14 protein-coding genes are annotated in these 14,912 nt (G+C 34.6%); 5 read left to right on the top strand and 9 right to left on the bottom strand.

What is annotated here, in order from left to right; all coding sequences use genetic code 11:
* Window positions 1-34: 34 nt before the first annotated feature.
* From BN2144_RS10570 to dnaE, 3 genes are all read right to left on the bottom strand, one after another.
* Window positions 35-634 carry a FadR/GntR family transcriptional regulator gene (locus tag BN2144_RS10570; protein ID WP_033828200.1) on the bottom strand — a complete coding sequence of 200 codons (600 nt, stop codon included), beginning with the start codon at window positions 632-634 and terminating at the stop codon, window positions 35-37.
* Window positions 635-649: 15 nt separating this feature from the next.
* Window positions 650-1,879: an NADP-dependent malic enzyme gene (locus BN2144_RS10565; protein WP_033828199.1), complete on the bottom strand. Its 1,230-nt coding sequence runs from the start codon at window positions 1,877-1,879 to the stop codon at window positions 650-652.
* 268 nt (window positions 1,880-2,147) lie between these two features.
* Complete coding sequence (dnaE, locus tag BN2144_RS10560) at window positions 2,148-5,486, bottom strand: DNA polymerase III subunit alpha (protein WP_326564323.1); 3,339 nt, start codon at window positions 5,484-5,486, stop codon at window positions 2,148-2,150.
* Between the two features lie 176 nt (window positions 5,487-5,662).
* On the opposite strand from dnaE, the gene BN2144_RS10555 reads away from it, so the two are divergent.
* Window positions 5,663-5,995 (top strand): sporulation membrane protein YtrH, encoded by a 333-nt coding sequence (locus BN2144_RS10555; RefSeq protein WP_033828197.1) that lies wholly within the window; start codon window positions 5,663-5,665, stop codon window positions 5,993-5,995.
* On the top strand, window positions 5,992-6,495 hold the full coding sequence (gene ytrI / locus BN2144_RS10550; RefSeq protein ID WP_033828196.1) for a sporulation membrane protein YtrI: 504 nt from the start codon (window positions 5,992-5,994) through the stop codon (window positions 6,493-6,495). The genes BN2144_RS10555 and ytrI overlap by 4 nt, the downstream gene beginning before the upstream one ends.
* 48 nt (window positions 6,496-6,543) lie before the next feature.
* Here the strand turns inward: ytrI and BN2144_RS10545 are convergent, their stop codons facing one another.
* On the bottom strand, window positions 6,544-7,482 hold the full coding sequence (locus BN2144_RS10545) for a DHH family phosphoesterase (protein WP_033828195.1): 939 nt from the start codon (window positions 7,480-7,482) through the stop codon (window positions 6,544-6,546).
* Window positions 7,483-7,596: 114 nt separating this feature from the next.
* On the opposite strand from BN2144_RS10545, the gene BN2144_RS10540 reads away from it, so the two are divergent.
* A complete protein-coding gene (locus tag BN2144_RS10540) occupies window positions 7,597-7,905 on the top strand; it encodes a YtpI family protein (RefSeq protein WP_326564322.1) in 309 nt (102 codons plus the stop codon).
* A gap of 42 nt (window positions 7,906-7,947) precedes the next feature.
* Here BN2144_RS10540 and BN2144_RS10535 read toward each other — a convergent pair whose 3' ends face one another.
* The 3 genes from BN2144_RS10535 to BN2144_RS10525 all read right to left on the bottom strand — a co-directional run bounded on the left by BN2144_RS10535 (window position 7,948) and on the right by BN2144_RS10525 (window position 10,606).
* Window positions 7,948-9,264: a DRTGG domain-containing protein gene (locus BN2144_RS10535; RefSeq protein ID WP_033828193.1), complete on the bottom strand. Its 1,317-nt coding sequence runs from the start codon at window positions 9,262-9,264 to the stop codon at window positions 7,948-7,950.
* A 184-nt stretch (window positions 9,265-9,448) separates the two neighbouring features.
* Complete coding sequence (locus BN2144_RS10530; RefSeq protein ID WP_050632283.1) at window positions 9,449-9,691, bottom strand: hypothetical protein; 243 nt, start codon at window positions 9,689-9,691, stop codon at window positions 9,449-9,451.
* Between the two features lie 231 nt (window positions 9,692-9,922).
* Window positions 9,923-10,606, bottom strand: a complete 684-nt coding sequence (locus BN2144_RS10525; protein WP_033828191.1) for a metal-dependent hydrolase — start codon at window positions 10,604-10,606, stop codon at window positions 9,923-9,925.
* Between the two features lie 138 nt (window positions 10,607-10,744).
* On the opposite strand from BN2144_RS10525, the gene BN2144_RS10520 reads away from it, so the two are divergent.
* Together BN2144_RS10520 and BN2144_RS10515 are read left to right on the top strand one after the other, a co-directional pair.
* Window positions 10,745-11,839 (top strand): M24 family metallopeptidase, encoded by a 1,095-nt coding sequence (locus BN2144_RS10520; RefSeq protein WP_033828190.1) that lies wholly within the window; start codon window positions 10,745-10,747, stop codon window positions 11,837-11,839.
* 143 nt (window positions 11,840-11,982) lie between these two features.
* Window positions 11,983-12,426, top strand: a complete 444-nt coding sequence (locus BN2144_RS10515) for a universal stress protein (RefSeq protein WP_033828189.1) — start codon at window positions 11,983-11,985, stop codon at window positions 12,424-12,426.
* A gap of 241 nt (window positions 12,427-12,667) precedes the next feature.
* Here BN2144_RS10515 and BN2144_RS10510 read toward each other — a convergent pair whose 3' ends face one another.
* Entirely contained in the window at window positions 12,668-13,504 is an 837-nt protein-coding gene (locus tag BN2144_RS10510; RefSeq protein ID WP_033828188.1) for an EcsC family protein, read from the bottom strand.
* A gap of 509 nt (window positions 13,505-14,013) precedes the next feature.
* Entirely contained in the window at window positions 14,014-14,850 is an 837-nt protein-coding gene (locus BN2144_RS10505; protein ID WP_033828188.1) for an EcsC family protein, read from the bottom strand.
* Window positions 14,851-14,912: the final 62 nt, after the last annotated feature.

Genomic DNA, 14,912 nt, shown 5'->3' with positions numbered 1-14,912 from the left:
GTATACTACATAAAATATATATGATATATGTACATTAAAAATACTGGTCATATATTTTTAAAGCTAATACTAAATCCTCGTTATTGATTGCAGTTATTAATTCAATATACCACTTTTTATCAATCATTTTACAACTTTTTTGTAAAGAGGATTCAAAATTGGATAATATATACCAGATTTTTAACAGTAATTGGTTATTCGTTAAATGGATAATATGTTCAAAAAAAAGATATTTGTCGATATCAACCTTTTTCTTCCAGGTAGTGATATCGACATCTATGTGATTCGTTATTAAATAAATAATAATTGATGTTTCTAATATTTTCTTTGTTTCTTTTACATCATTTTTTGCTTCGTTTCTTTGTAAAATAAAACCACTAAGTATTTCTACAAGATGATGACTTTGAAAATCAAGGACAAATGTCCCTTCACCTCGTCTTGTTTCAATAAGTCCGAGTAACTCCATCGCCCTTAGTGCTTCACGGACACTCGATCTCCCTACTTGAAGAATATCGGCTAATTCACGTTCGGAAGGTAGTTTATCTCCAGGATTTAACTTTTTTTCGTTGATGATTTCCTTTATTTTTTCGAGCGTTTCTACATACACTTTTGGTTGATTCACTTGTTGTATCACGTTTACACTCCATCACTATTTTATTGATGCTAATACTTGTGTTCTCTTAAGTATTGACGATGGGTCGACTTTAATCCGTGCAACACCTGTTTTCATTGCTGCCATTGCTACTGCTCGTGCAACAGTTGGCGCAACTCTTGGATCAAATGGATTCGGGATGACATAGTCGGGTGTTAATTGCTCATTACTAATAAGACTAGCGATTGCTTCAACAGCTGCTTGTTTCATCTCCTCATTAATATGTGTTGCTCGCACATCTAATGCACCACGGAAAATTCCCGGAAATGCAAGAACATTGTTGACTTGATTTGGATAATCAGATCTTCCTGTTCCGATGACAACAGCGCCTGCTTCCTTTGCATCTTCAGGCATGATTTCCGGTAGAGGATTAGCCATTGCGAAAATAATTGGATCATGATTCATTGAGCGAACCATTTCTTTTGTTAATACACCACTTGCAGAAACCCCAATAAAAACATCTGCATCCTTAATTACGTCTTGTAACGAGCCTTTCATGCGATTACGGTTTGTAATTTTCGCTACCTCTTCTTTCATTGGATTCATCCCGATTGGACGGCCTTCGTAAATTGCACCTTTTGTATCGCACATGATGATATTGCGGACACCATAATAATACAATAACTTAATAATGGCGATTCCTGCTGCACCAGCCCCATTCAATATGACCTTTATTTCTGTAATGTTTCTTCCTGTTAGTTTTAATGCATTCATTAGACCTGCTAATGTGACAATTGCAGTTCCGTGTTGATCATCATGAAAGACAGGTATATTTGTTTCATTTTTTAATCGATCTTCAATTTCAAAACAATGAGGGGCTGAAATATCTTCTAAATTCACACCGCCAAATGTTGGTTCTAATAACTTTACAGTTTCAACAATTTTATCGACATCTGTAGTCCCTAGACAAATAGGGAACGCATCTACACCAGCAAAACTTTTAAATAATACAGCTTTTCCTTCCATGACAGGTAATGCTGCTTCAGGTCCAATATCTCCTAATCCTAAAACAGCAGTTCCATCACTAACAACTGCAACAGTATTCCCTTTCATCGTATAATCGTATACTGTCTCAGGTCTTTCGAGAATTTCTTTACAAGGTTCTGCTACTCCTGGTGAATATGCCAAACTTAAATCTTTTGGCGATAGTAATGGAACTTTTGAAATCGTTTCAAGCTTTCCTTTACTCATTCGATGTAAATTTAGTGCTTCTTCCTTTAGGCTCACCTTCTCCACCCCTCAAATTTTTCATGATAATCAATTGGAAATCAGTGGTCTGACCACATATAATATCCTATAATAACACAAATGCTAAGATTGTAAAGACATCTATAGAAATTTTTGTTCACTATCTTCAAAATTTTCTCTATTATTGTTATCTTTTCTAGTACTTAAAAAAATTTGTGTTATTTTTAAATTCATCTGTTCATTTCCATGGAAGGGAGAATTCGGCCTGCTATTTTTTACTCCATTCTATCTGATTATTTACATACCATTACTTGATTACAACATGATCTTCACCTAACAATTGCTTCATTTCATCTAAAACGTCACTTTCTACGTTAACCCAGAAGTTTCTTGCCAGTTGAATTGTTTTATGATTTTTTTCATAATAAAGGATTACTGGAGTCGTACCCCGATATTTTTTAATGACCTTCTTTAACTCATTAAAACTTTCTTTTTCCCCTTCTTCATTTAACTTAATAAATACTCTCCTAACATCCGTTTTTTCTTGTAAAGTTGTTAAAGTTTCTATATTATTAATAATCAATTGTTTTTGTCCATTGCGAAGTTCTGCTTTACCAGTTAAAAATATAATTTCTCCTTTTTTTAAAATTGCTGTATTCTCACGGTAAATATTTGGAAATATGACCGCTTGCAAATCGTCCGATTCATCACTAATTTGCACAAACGCCATCGTTTCTCCTCTTTTTGTTTTTATTTTCCGTACATCCTGAATGTAGACCCCAACTTTATTTATTTTATCTAGTTTAATATCATCTAATAAAACCGCCCCATTTAATTGAAATAGTAAGCGGTACATACTTGTCGGATGTTTGGAAATAAACATTCCTAACACTTGTTTTTCAGAAAGTAACTTATTTTCCATTGGAATTGGCTCAACGTCAACATATTTTGGTTTAAGATCATCCAATCCTTCCAGTAATAATAAATCTATTTGGTTGTCCTCAGGTTTTAATAATTGTGCATGTTCAATTGCAACGTCTAAAGTAGCGAGAAGTATAGCGCGGTCTTTACCAAATTCATCAAAACTACCGGAATGTATTAAATTCTCCATTACTTTGCGATTTACAATTTTTAACGAGACACGTAAACAGAAATCGAATAAATCGGTAAATCGACCATTTCCTCTTGCTCGTAAAATTTCTTTTAATGCTTGAAAACCGACGCCTTTAACTGCTGCTAAACTAAAACGTATCCCTCCTTCTTCCACTTCAAATTGATAACCACTTTTATTTATGGATGGTGCAAAAACTTTAAATCCTAAATGTCGCAATTCTTTTACATATTCTGAAGTCTTCTCTTCATTTCCAATGGATGAAGTTAATAAACTAGCCATAAAATATAAGGGGTAATGAGCTTTTAAGTAGGCAAGCTGGTAACTAATTTGACTATATGCAACAGCATGGCTTCGATTAAAACCATAATCTGCAAATCGAACGATTAAATCGTATATGTCATTCGCTATTTTCTCCTCATAGCCTCTTCTTATCGCTCCATTAACAAAATGATTTCTTTCTTGATCCAAAACTTCCCTTTTCTTTTTCGATACGGCTCTTCTAAGTAAATCTGCTTCACCTAATGTAAAGCCAGAAAAAATGGAAGCGATTTGCATAATTTGTTCTTGATAAACAATAACACCATACGTTTTCTTTAAAACTTTTTCCAAATCTGGATGAGGGTATTGACTCTTTTCTTGACCATGCTTCCGCTTAATATAAACCGGGATATTTGCCATCGGTCCCGGACGATATAATGCATTAACTGCCACAATATCTTCAAATTCTGTTGGCTTTAAGTGTGTTAATACATCTCGCATTCCTTCAGATTCTAGCTGGAAAATTCCGGTTGTTTTCCCCTTTTGTAATAATTCAAATGTAGGCGGGTCATTATAGGGGATATTTTTTAAATCGATTTGTTGCTTTTCCTTCTTTTGAATGGTGCGCAAAATGGATTCAATTAAAGATAAGTTTCTCAAGCCTAAAAAATCCATTTTCAATAAGCCAATTTCCTCTAATATTCCCATTGGATATTGTGTTAATAAAACTTCATTAGACCCCATTTGTAGAGGAATCATTTCGACAAGTGGACGATCACTTATAATGACACCAGCTGCATGAGTTGATGTATGACGTGGTAACCCTTCAATCTTACTAGCAATTTGATAGACCTTTTTTATTTTTTCCTCCTGTACTAAACGTTGAAGTGTTTCTGATTCTTTGTATGCATCTTTCAACGTAATTCCAAGCTTGTTAGGGATACTTTTAGATAACTGTTCTAGTTCTCTATTACTGAAACCATAGACTCGGGCAACATCTCTTAGTGCTGCTTTTGCTGCAAACGTCCCATATGTAATGATTTGCGCAACGTGAGTCAATCCATACTTTTTAGAAACATACTTGATAACTTCATCGCGATGGTGATCTGGAAAATCAATATCAATATCAGGCATTGTGACCCGTTCTGGATTTAAAAACCGCTCAAATAGTAAATCAAACTTAATCGGGTCAACATCCGTTATACCGAGCACATATGCAACTAAACTTCCAGCTGCAGATCCTCGACCAGGACCAACAATAATTCCATTTTTTTTAGCAAATTGTACATAATCCCAAACGATAAGAAAATAATCACTAAAGTTCATCTTTTTAATGATATTTAACTCGTATTGAAGTCGATCTTTATAAATTGAAGATGGTGATTTTACTCGCTCTCTGAGGCCAATTTCACATAATTCATTTAAATATTCATTACTCGTTTTCCCCGTTAACGGGTATTTTGGTAATAATTGTTGGTGAAAGGGTATTTCAACATGACACTGTTCGGCAATCCGTACGGTATTTTGTATCGCAGTCGGGTATTGTTCAAACAACATCTCCATTTCATCTTTTGACCGAAAATAAAACTCTCTATCTATCGGTTCTTCAGTTACATCTGTGATTTTTTTATTTTCCTTTATTGCTTGAAGACATTTCCATGTTTCATAATCATCTTTTTCTAAATAACTCACTTTACTTGTTGCGACAATCGGCACATGAAGTTCTTCTCCTATTTCTAAAATTGCCTTCGTTAACTGAACACTTTCCCAGGTATGATATGGTTGGATTGACAAATAAAATGAATCTTTTTCGAATAATTGCTGATAAAATATAATTCTTTCTTTTGCTTTGTCCATTTCCCCCTCTAAAATAAACGATTCGATTTCACCGCCAATTCCAGTAGCTACAGCAATTAATCCAGTTGTATAGTGCTTCAACCATTTAAACGGAATGCCTTTTTCTGACTTAGTCAAGATTGCACTTGAAATTTTCATTAAGCTTTGATATCCATGCACGTTTTTTGCATAAAAGAGAAAACGATCCCTTACACTTGTTTCGTTTTCTTCTATAAAAACATTTGCCGATAATCCAATAATTGGTTTTATTCCATTCGTTTTACAACTTTTATAAAAAGGAATGACTCCGTAAAGAACATGATAGTCAGTAAGAGCAATCGCACGGTAACCTTTTTGCTTTGCTTCAAGTACTAATTTTTCAGGTGTAATTGTACTTCTTAATAGTGAGTACGAACTATTTACATGTAAAGGAACCACTAGTATCGAACTCCTTACTGTTCAAATCTTATTTTTATTATAGCACATACGTTCCCTTTTATAAACGAATAACGAATTTATAAGTAAAACAATCATATTTATCCTATTTTAACAATAAATTAGTCATGAGGACTAGCCTAGACTTTTATTTCAAAAGTCACAAGGAGTTGATTCTTATGACAGAGGCATTTGTACCAACTTTTATCCATAGTTATTTTATTGCTCTCGGTGTTATTCTTGGTGGATCATTAATTGGAGGAATATCTGCCTTTTTTATTGGCGAACCACCTTTAACAGAAATATATCGGTTGTCTAATAGTTTACGCATTTGGGCAATCGTAGCAGCCATTGGTGGAACATTTGATGCGGTATATAGTTTTGAAAGGGGATTAATGCATGGTCAAACGGGGGATCTTGTCAAACAAATTTTTTTAATACTTTCTGCATTAGGTGGTGCACAAACAGGTACCTTAATTATTAACTGGCTAACACAGGAGCATTTGTCATGAGAATTCCACCTTATTTTTATTCGCGTAATTTTCAGCGCTTCTTTTCAGGGGTCATTTTCGGTGCAATCGTTAGCTGGTTAATCTTTTTGTATATATTTGGTCATATGCAAGAAGATCAAGTAAAACTCATTCATAAGCAAGAAGAACGGATTGCTGATTTAGTTAAAGAAAAAGATATTTGGCAAGAGGATTTTAAAAAATTAAATGAAAAAAATAAAGAATTACTTACCGTTCAATCGATTTCGTTAAAAATTACGAATGCTTCAAAGTATAAAATTGATGCCTTTAGTGTATTTGATACACAAGAAAAAATAAAAAAAGATATTAGCAATGTCTTAGCAAAAGATTTAACAATTGTTTATAACAGTAGAGAATTATTAGAAAAGACAATTGAAAACAAACCCGTGAAATTGAATGGACGAACATATCAATTAACCGTAACAAATATGGTCATTTACACGACCTTACACATTGAGGTAGAATTGTCTCTCGCAAAATAAAGATGGGTCATTCGTGAACCCATCTTTTCTATTTACGCGTTCACACGATTATCGTGCATTGACTACTTGTTTTAAATCATCCATAACAGACTCAACTTCATCCCAAGAGTAAATGGTTGCACCTGCAGCACGTGGATGACCACCACCGCGATACTTTTTAGCCACTTCATTGACAATAGGCCCGTTCGAACGGAGGCGGACGCGAATTTTTGTGTCTTCTTCAACAAAAAACGCCCATGCCTTAACTCCACGAATATTCCCTAAAATACTAACTAAACCTGATGCTTCTTGAGGTCGCAATCCATATTCTTTAAGCAATTTTTTATTAATCATTACTTTTGCAACTCCGGCTCCTTCAAAATGAAAGTTTTGGAGTATATACCCTTGTAGTTTTGCTAAATTCGGTGACGTCTCATACATCTTTTCATATAATTCTGTTCGAGAGAATGGAAATTGAATAAGTTCGCTTGCAAAAGCAAATGTTCTTTCTGTTGCACTCGGATATAGAAATCTCCCTGTATCTCCAACAATACCAGCATAAAGTAGCCGTGCACCTTCAGTCGATAACTTTAAACCGTCCTGTTTACCAAATGAAAATAACTCGTAAATCATTTCACTTGTAGAACTTGCATTTGTGTCAACCCAAGTAATATCCCCATAAGGATCTTCATTAGGATGATGATCAATCTTTATTAAAAAATCCCCTGAATGAAAACGTGAGTCAGAAATCCGCTCTTGGTTAGCAGTATCACAAACAATAACAAGTGCACCGTTATATACTTCATCAGAAATTTGATCCATCGTATTTAGAAACGATAGTGTCTCCTCATCCTCACCGACAACATACACGTTCTTTTTCGGGTACGTTTCTTGAATGATTTTTGCTAGACCTCCTTGTGAACCAAAGGCATCAGGATCTGGTCGAACATGTCGATGGATAATAATTGTGTCGTACTCTTTAATTTTATTTATAATTTGTTCTTTCATGTCCTTAACTCCCTTTCAAAGGTCACTTTCTACGTAATCTTGGAACAGTTATATGTTTTATAGTGGAAATTTTCCTAATTAATAGTTAAAATAATATCAATAATTAGGAAAGAAGTGATTTCATTGCCAGTATTCGTAGTTATGATCTTTTTTTCTTTGATGTTTTATATATATTATAAAGTTCGTTATATTCGTTCCAGCAATCAAACGGAAAAAAGATGGCTTACTGCTAAATCATCCATCGCCCTTGGTTCATTTGTTTCGTTGTTCGGATTAAACCGGCTATTTCTCACATTTTCTACTACTGCATTCATTATTAGTATTATTTTTATTGTCATTGGCCTTATTTCTATTTGGACAGGATTTAAAGCGTATAAGTTTTACTTACCATATATGAATAAGGAAAATGAAAACATTAGGTAGTTCTAGTCAGAATGTTTTGTAATCAGGAAAAAGTTGCTTCGATTATCGGTCAATAAATTGAACCATAATCATTGCTTTTGCTACTATGTATTCTTTTGCATAAACAACAACATCGACTTTTCCGAACTTCCGACCGATTTCAAGGATATCCGGCACAATTTCGATATGATTATCAATTTGAGCGGGCTTTAAGTAGTAAATTGATTTACTTTCAACAACAATTTCACCTTTCTTTAATGTTCGAAACAAACGATGAACGGCTTCGATCATCGTCGATGTAAGTACTCCGTATGACATCGTACCATGTTGATTTGTCATTTGTGGTGTTACATCAAATTGATAACGTAGCTTTCCGTTGTCTGTATCATCAATTTTATGTAAATGATTAAAAACTAGATTCTCAATGGTTTCACCAACATGTGGTTGCCTTTGAATTGTTTGAAGAGATTTTAGAACATCTTGGCGACTGATAATTCCTAATAAGCGATTTTGTTCATCGACAACAGGCAAAAGTTCAATTCCTTCCCAAATCATAATATGTGAAGCAGCAGCCACACTTGTTTTTAAAGTGACGGTAATTGGTTGTTTCGTCATAACCTTCTCTATCGGTCGTAAGCGATCTTCACTTATAACATCTTTAGAAGTAACCATTCCTTCCACTTTAAAATCGTTGTCAATAACTGGAAAACGAGTATGGCTATGTCTCTCATTTAAATCAAACCATTTTTGAACAGGCTCACCAACTTTTAAATAATAGGTTTCTTCTTTTGGTATTAAAATATCTTCAACGAGCAATATTTCTTTTTTGATTAATTGGTCAAAAATTGCTCGATTGATGATTGTTGCAACAGTAAATGTATCGTAACTGGTGGAGATAATTGGTAGTTCCAGTTCATCAGCTAATTTTTTCACATCATCTGCTGTGTCAAACCCACCAGTTATTAAAACAGCTGCACCTCTTTGTAAAGCAGATTTTTGCGCCTTCATTCGGTTACCAACAATTAATAAATTTCCAGCTTCTGTATAGCGCATCATCGCTTCGACTTCCATCGCACCGATGACAAATTTATTTAATGTTTTATGAAGTCCATTTCTTCCGCCAAGTACTTGTCCATCGACAATATTCACAATTTCTGCAAAAGTTAATTTCTCAATGTTTTCCTTCCGCTTCTGCTCGATTCGAATTGTTCCAACACGTTCGATTGTGCTTACATATCCTTTGTTTTCTGCTTCCTTAATTGCTCGATATGCAGTCCCTTCACTGACACTTAATTCTTTCGCGATCTGCCTGACAGAAATTTTATCACCGATAGGTAATTCCTGTATATAGTTTAAAATTTGTTCATGTTTTGTCGTCAATTTTTCCACCTACTGTATTATTTTTCATGGGGTTTACGTAATGTATTATAACAGTTTTTTCAAATTGTTTTAAATAATATCCTTAAAAATTACGAAGACCCACGATCAGCAACAATCTTTTTACTGTTAGACGGGTCAACTTTATTGGTGAAAAAGTGTGACTTTGTATCAAAAAGATTATTGGTTATCCCCTCATATAACCTCTCTTATTTTCTTTATTCCCTTTCATTGGCGAGGTTATTACTTTCTTACGTTTCGGTGTATATAAAATTGCTGCTAGGTTTCCAGCTATTGCCATCATAAGTAATGTAAGCCAAGACCAAGCAAAATACGTAGCTAGCCCATTCCCATGAAGCTTAAGCTCTGGAAGCGCATAGTACAGCAGTGCACCGCAGATTAACAATGATAAAATACAACGATTTCTCATGATCCTCCCTACTTTCCATTAATCTGTTTGTATTTAATATATGCATGGACAAGGAATAAATGAACGGTTCTCGCCTTTATACATTGATTTTAGAAAAGATGTCGTTGTAAATGATTAATTATGAAATCGTTATTAATAAAAAATCTCCACAACAGCTTGCACCATTGCAGAGATTTATTATCACTATAAAGAAATACAATAGCTTTTTTTCCGCATCTTTTAAACTACCTCTTAAAGTTCAATCGTATCACCTGATCTCATCACAACCCCCACCTGATCCCCCTCAAGCAATTCAATAAAGCGCTCTGGATCTTGTTTAATAACCGGGAACGTATTGTAATGAATTGGCACCACTTTTTTAGCTTTCAGTAAATTTGCCGCATAGGCAGCATCTTCTGGTCCCATCGTAAAATTATCACCAATCGGTAAGAAAGCCAGGTCAATTGGATGTCTTTCTCCAATTAATTTCATATCAGAAAACAATGCTGTGTCTCCCGCGTGATAAATCGTTTTTCCTTGAATGGTTATAAGAAGACCAGCTGGCATGCCTGTGTAAATCGAATGCTGTTCTCCAATTTCAAGACCTGTACTGTGGAAAGCTTGGGTGAATTTTACTTTACCAAACGGAAATTGATAAGAACCTCCGATATTCATACCGTGAGTTTGAACACCTTGTGTAGTTAAGTAATTTGCCAATTCCACTGCTGCGATGACAAGAGCATTCTTCTTTTTTGCAAGTGTAACTGTATCACCTACATGATCATTATGACCATGTGTTAGTAAAATATAATCGGGGCTTTCTTGTTCAACGTTTAAATCTGTTAAGCCATTCCCTGTTAGAAAAGGATCGATTAGGATTTCCTTTCCATCGATTGAAATTTTTACTACTGCATGTCCATGATAAGATACTTTCATTTTTATTATCTCCTTTCACTCTCATTCTCTACTATGTATTTCTTTATTAAAACGTTATTTCCTGCTTTTCGCGTATATTTACTTTTTTCGTCATAAGTGCTAACCTTTACTATTATAGATTGCAAGAGGTGAAATCAAGTGAATACAAGAATTGATCAATTTGCACATTGGCTCAACGAACAAAGTATTGATACGGCAATATTAACGTCTACCGAAAATGTTTTCTATTTTAGTAAATTTTATAGCGATCCACATGAACGTTTACTTGCTATCGTTCTATTTCCTAATGCAGAACCTTTCCTTGTGTGTCCACAAATGGAAGTGGAAACTGCCAAACAAGCTGGTTTCGAGCAAACGATTATCGGCTATAGTGATACAGAAGACCCATGGGATAAAATAAAGAAGGAAATTAACAATCGCACAAATACGGTACATAAAATTGCTATAGAAAAAAGTCATATGAATGTGGAAAGATTTGAGACATTACTAAAGGCGTTCCCTTCCGCCAAGTTTATCCAAGCAGAGGAAAAATTAAACAGTTTACGAATGATTAAAGATGCTGACGAACTCCAAAAGCTCAGGAGAGCATGTGAACTTGCTGATTTTGCCATTGAGGTTGGTGTGAATGAAATTAAAGAAGGTGTAACTGAACTCTCCGTTGTTGCAGCAATTGAATATGAACTAAAGAAAAAAGGAATCGAGCAAATGTCCTTTGCGACAACGGTTCTTACTGGTCCGAAAGCTGCTTCTCCACACGGAAGTCCAGATTTAACGAAAATAAAAAAAGGGGACTTCGTTTTATTTGATCTTGGTGTCATTTATGAAGGGTACTGCTCTGATATTACAAGAACGATTGCATTTGGTGATATCGATAAAGAGAATATTCTCGTGTATGAAACAGTTCGTAAAGCTCAAGAAGCGGCTGTGCTTGCTTCAAAGCCAGGCATTACATGTAGTGAGCTTGATTTAACAGCCAGAAGAGTTATAGCTGAAGCCGGTTACGGAGAGTACTTTACTCACCGCTTAGGTCACGGTTTAGGTATTAGTGTTCATGAATATCCTTCAGTAACTGAAACAAACGAACTCGTTCTTTTAGAAGGAATGGTTTATACGATTGAACCAGGTATCTATATTCCTGGAAAAGTTGGCGTCCGTATAGAAGATAGTGTTGCGGTTACGAAAAATGGTGTAGAAGTACTAACGAAATATCCAAAAGCATTACAATTTGTTTAATGCTAGAACCGAGCAAATAAGTGCTCGGTTTTTATTTTCTTGTATGTCTACATTAAAATCACTATATTTTTATACAATTGTAAAATTTTTAACTTTCACTTTTTCAGATTAGTAGTATAATAATAGTATAAGGAGGCGGTATTATGGCAAATTATAAGAAAATAATCGTAGCAATTGATGGGTCTAAAGAAGCTGATTTCGCATTTAAAGAAGCGGTGAGAATTGCAAAACAAAATGGCAGCGCTTTACTACTTGTTCATGTTATTGATTTACGTACGTTCGCAACAATTAATGCATACGACCAATCGATTGTTGAACGTGCTGATGCTTATGCACAAGAACTACTTGAAACGTATAAAAATGAAGCTATAGAAGCTGGTATTGAAAATGTTAGTATCATCATCGAATATGGATCTCCTAAAGTAAAAATATCTAAAGATATTGCACAAAAGTATGAGGCAGACCTTATTTTATGTGGAGCTACAGGACTAAATGCTGTTGAACGATTCCTCATTGGTAGCGTTTCTGAATATATTGTTCGTCATGCAAAATGCGATGTGTTAGTAATAAGAACGAATAAGGCGTAACGTAATAATGATTTTGTCTACTTTTTTTAATATGATTAAAGGTTCCATTGACATTCGGTCGGTTGGAACCTTTTTTAGCTAATAGAAAGTATAAACTTTCCAACTTCTACTTTCCCTGTGCGCTTAAGTTCACAAGGAAGGCTTTAGCAGCATGCATCACAGCCAAAAATCTTTTTTTTTGCGAACGATAGTCACTATTATTTCCAAAAGGATCTAGCGTCCTTGAGTTTTTTTATATAAGTTAACTATTTGCCTTTTCCTCAAGCAAACGATATTGATAAAAATGTTTCGCAAATAGTGTTATCTTTTTTGTAACAGAATGATTGAATCCAGCACCAAATATAATACCAATCAGAGAAGGTCCCTTATCTTTTTTATGATTAATCATAAAAATTGCCCATAACTTTATCGCTTGAATTAACGGTCTTGTTAACCAAGTAGTATTTGTTATTGGCTCTTCTTCATCATAAAAAAACGGATGATTTACGTCCCTTACCTCATTCAACAACTCCATCCACTCTTGTTTCTGAAATCTTCTTGGTAGAGTTGCGCAGAAAAAGACTTTTAACGCCACCATCATTTCAAATGGATGTCTCATGTCATAACCATATGATGCGCCAATCAACTGTACCGCACGTAAATTAATCACAAGCATTAAAGGAAGATCCACTCCAAGTAACAGATTATTTCCAGAACTTGAAATACCACCTTGCAGTAAAGACAGTAACTGATGGTTGGAAATTTGTTGCTGAGCAAAATAATTAAGCTGTTCGATAGGTAGTTTTTTCAAATCGTTTACTGAGTAAACTTGGTTATTTTTCACTCGAGCTTCTGAAAGTAATAAATCAATTTTCTCTGTTAAGTTTTGTGATTGCTGAATCCCATTCTGTACATAAAACAACCATTGATCGATATTAGTAAATATTTTTTCTCGCAATTCAGATGGTAACTTAGAAAAGGTATCTTCTATCCAATAATCATACGTTTTCACAAAATCATTCGTATTCGACGTAAAGAAAGTTTCTTCCCATTCTTGTAATTGCCGGTACAATTCAAGCTCATAATTTGATAAGCCCATCTTGAAACACCCCCAAACGATACTACTTCCGTTATTATATCATATCGTAATAAATCAAGCCCACTTAGCTTTCGATAAGATTGGTTAAACACAATCATCTAGTTCCGATATAGACGACCAAATTGGTCACCTAAAGCCGTTATTGATGAACAAATTACTAAACAAGTTGGGACAAACGGTCGTCTAGTGTAGTATGGTCGTACGAAAATACCGCTGTTTTTGGTGAAAACGCGTTTATAAAACTTCACTATGAACCTAAAATTGTGAGCATTTCGCAAAATTGAGCTCATAGAACTCTTCTATGAACCCAAATTCGAACGAACGACATGAAAACTGGCTCATAGATCCTTTCTATGAACCCGATTTTGACCANTCTACTTTCCCTGTGCGCTTAAGTTCACAAGGAAGGCTTTAGCAGCATGCATCACAGCCAAAAATCTTTTTTTTTGCGAACGATAGTCACTATTATTTCCAAAAGGATCTAGCGTCCTTGAGTTTTTTTATATAAGTTAACTATTTGCCTTTTCCTCAAGCAAACGATATTGATAAAAATGTTTCGCAAATAGTGTTATCTTTTTTGTAACAGAATGATTGAATCCAGCACCAAATATAATACCAATCAGAGAAGGTCCCTTATCTTTTTTATGATTAATCATAAAAATTGCCCATAACTTTATCGCTTGAATTAACGGTCTTGTTAACCAAGTAGTATTTGTTATTGGCTCTTCTTCATCATAAAAAAACGGATGATTTACGTCCCTTACCTCATTCAACAACTCCATCCACTCTTGTTTCTGAAATCTTCTTGGTAGAGTTGCGCAGAAAAAGACTTTTAACGCCACCATCATTTCAAATGGATGTCTCATGTCATAACCATATGATGCGCCAATCAACTGTACCGCACGTAAATTAATCACAAGCATTAAAGGAAGATCCACTCCAAGTAACAGATTATTTCCAGAACTTGAAATACCACCTTGCAGTAAAGACAGTAACTGATGGTTGGAAATTTGTTGCTGAGCAAAATAATTAAGCTGTTCGATAGGTAGTTTTTTCAAATCGTTTACTGAGTAAACTTGGTTATTTTTCACTCGAGCTTCTGAAAGTAATAAATCAATTTTCTCTGTTAAGTTTTGTGATTGCTGAATCCCATTCTGTACATAAAACAACCATTGATCGATATTAGTAAATATTTTTTCTCGCAATTCAGATGGTAACTTAGAAAAGGTATCTTCTATCCAATAATCATACGTTTTCACAAAATCATTCGTATTCGACGTAAAGAAAGTTTCTTCCCATTCTTGTAATTGCCGGTACAATTCAAGCTCATAATTTGATAAGCCCATCTTGAAACACCCCCAAACGATACTACTTCCGTTATTATATCATATCGTAATAAATCAAGCCC

Source organism: Bacillus andreraoultii, from assembly GCF_001244735.1.
Taxonomy (GTDB): Bacteria; Bacillota; Bacilli; order Bacillales; family Caldibacillaceae; genus Caldifermentibacillus; species Caldifermentibacillus andreraoultii.
Note: the sequence above shows the minus strand (reverse complement) of the source record. Positions and strands in the feature narration are given on the sequence as shown.

What these genes read in the sequence shown, in the direction of transcription:
- BN2144_RS10555 (WP_033828197.1), top strand. Translation starts at nt 5,663, where the DNA reads ATGACAGAGGCATTTGTACCAACTTTTATCCATAGTTATTTTATTGCT.
- ytrI (WP_033828196.1), top strand. Translation starts at nt 5,992, where the DNA reads ATGAGAATTCCACCTTATTTTTATTCGCGTAATTTTCAGCGCTTCTTT.
- BN2144_RS10545 (WP_033828195.1), bottom strand. Translation starts at nt 7,482, where the DNA reads ATGAAAGAACAAATTATAAATAAAATTAAAGAGTACGACACAATTATT.
- BN2144_RS10530 (WP_050632283.1), bottom strand. Translation starts at nt 9,691, where the DNA reads ATGAGAAATCGTTGTATTTTATCATTGTTAATCTGCGGTGCACTGCTG.
- BN2144_RS10525 (WP_033828191.1), bottom strand. Translation starts at nt 10,606, where the DNA reads ATGAAAGTATCTTATCATGGACATGCAGTAGTAAAAATTTCAATCGAT.
- BN2144_RS10515 (WP_033828189.1), top strand. Translation starts at nt 11,983, where the DNA reads ATGGCAAATTATAAGAAAATAATCGTAGCAATTGATGGGTCTAAAGAA.
- BN2144_RS10510 (WP_033828188.1), bottom strand. Translation starts at nt 13,504, where the DNA reads ATGGGCTTATCAAATTATGAGCTTGAATTGTACCGGCAATTACAAGAA.
- BN2144_RS10505 (WP_033828188.1), bottom strand. Translation starts at nt 14,850, where the DNA reads ATGGGCTTATCAAATTATGAGCTTGAATTGTACCGGCAATTACAAGAA.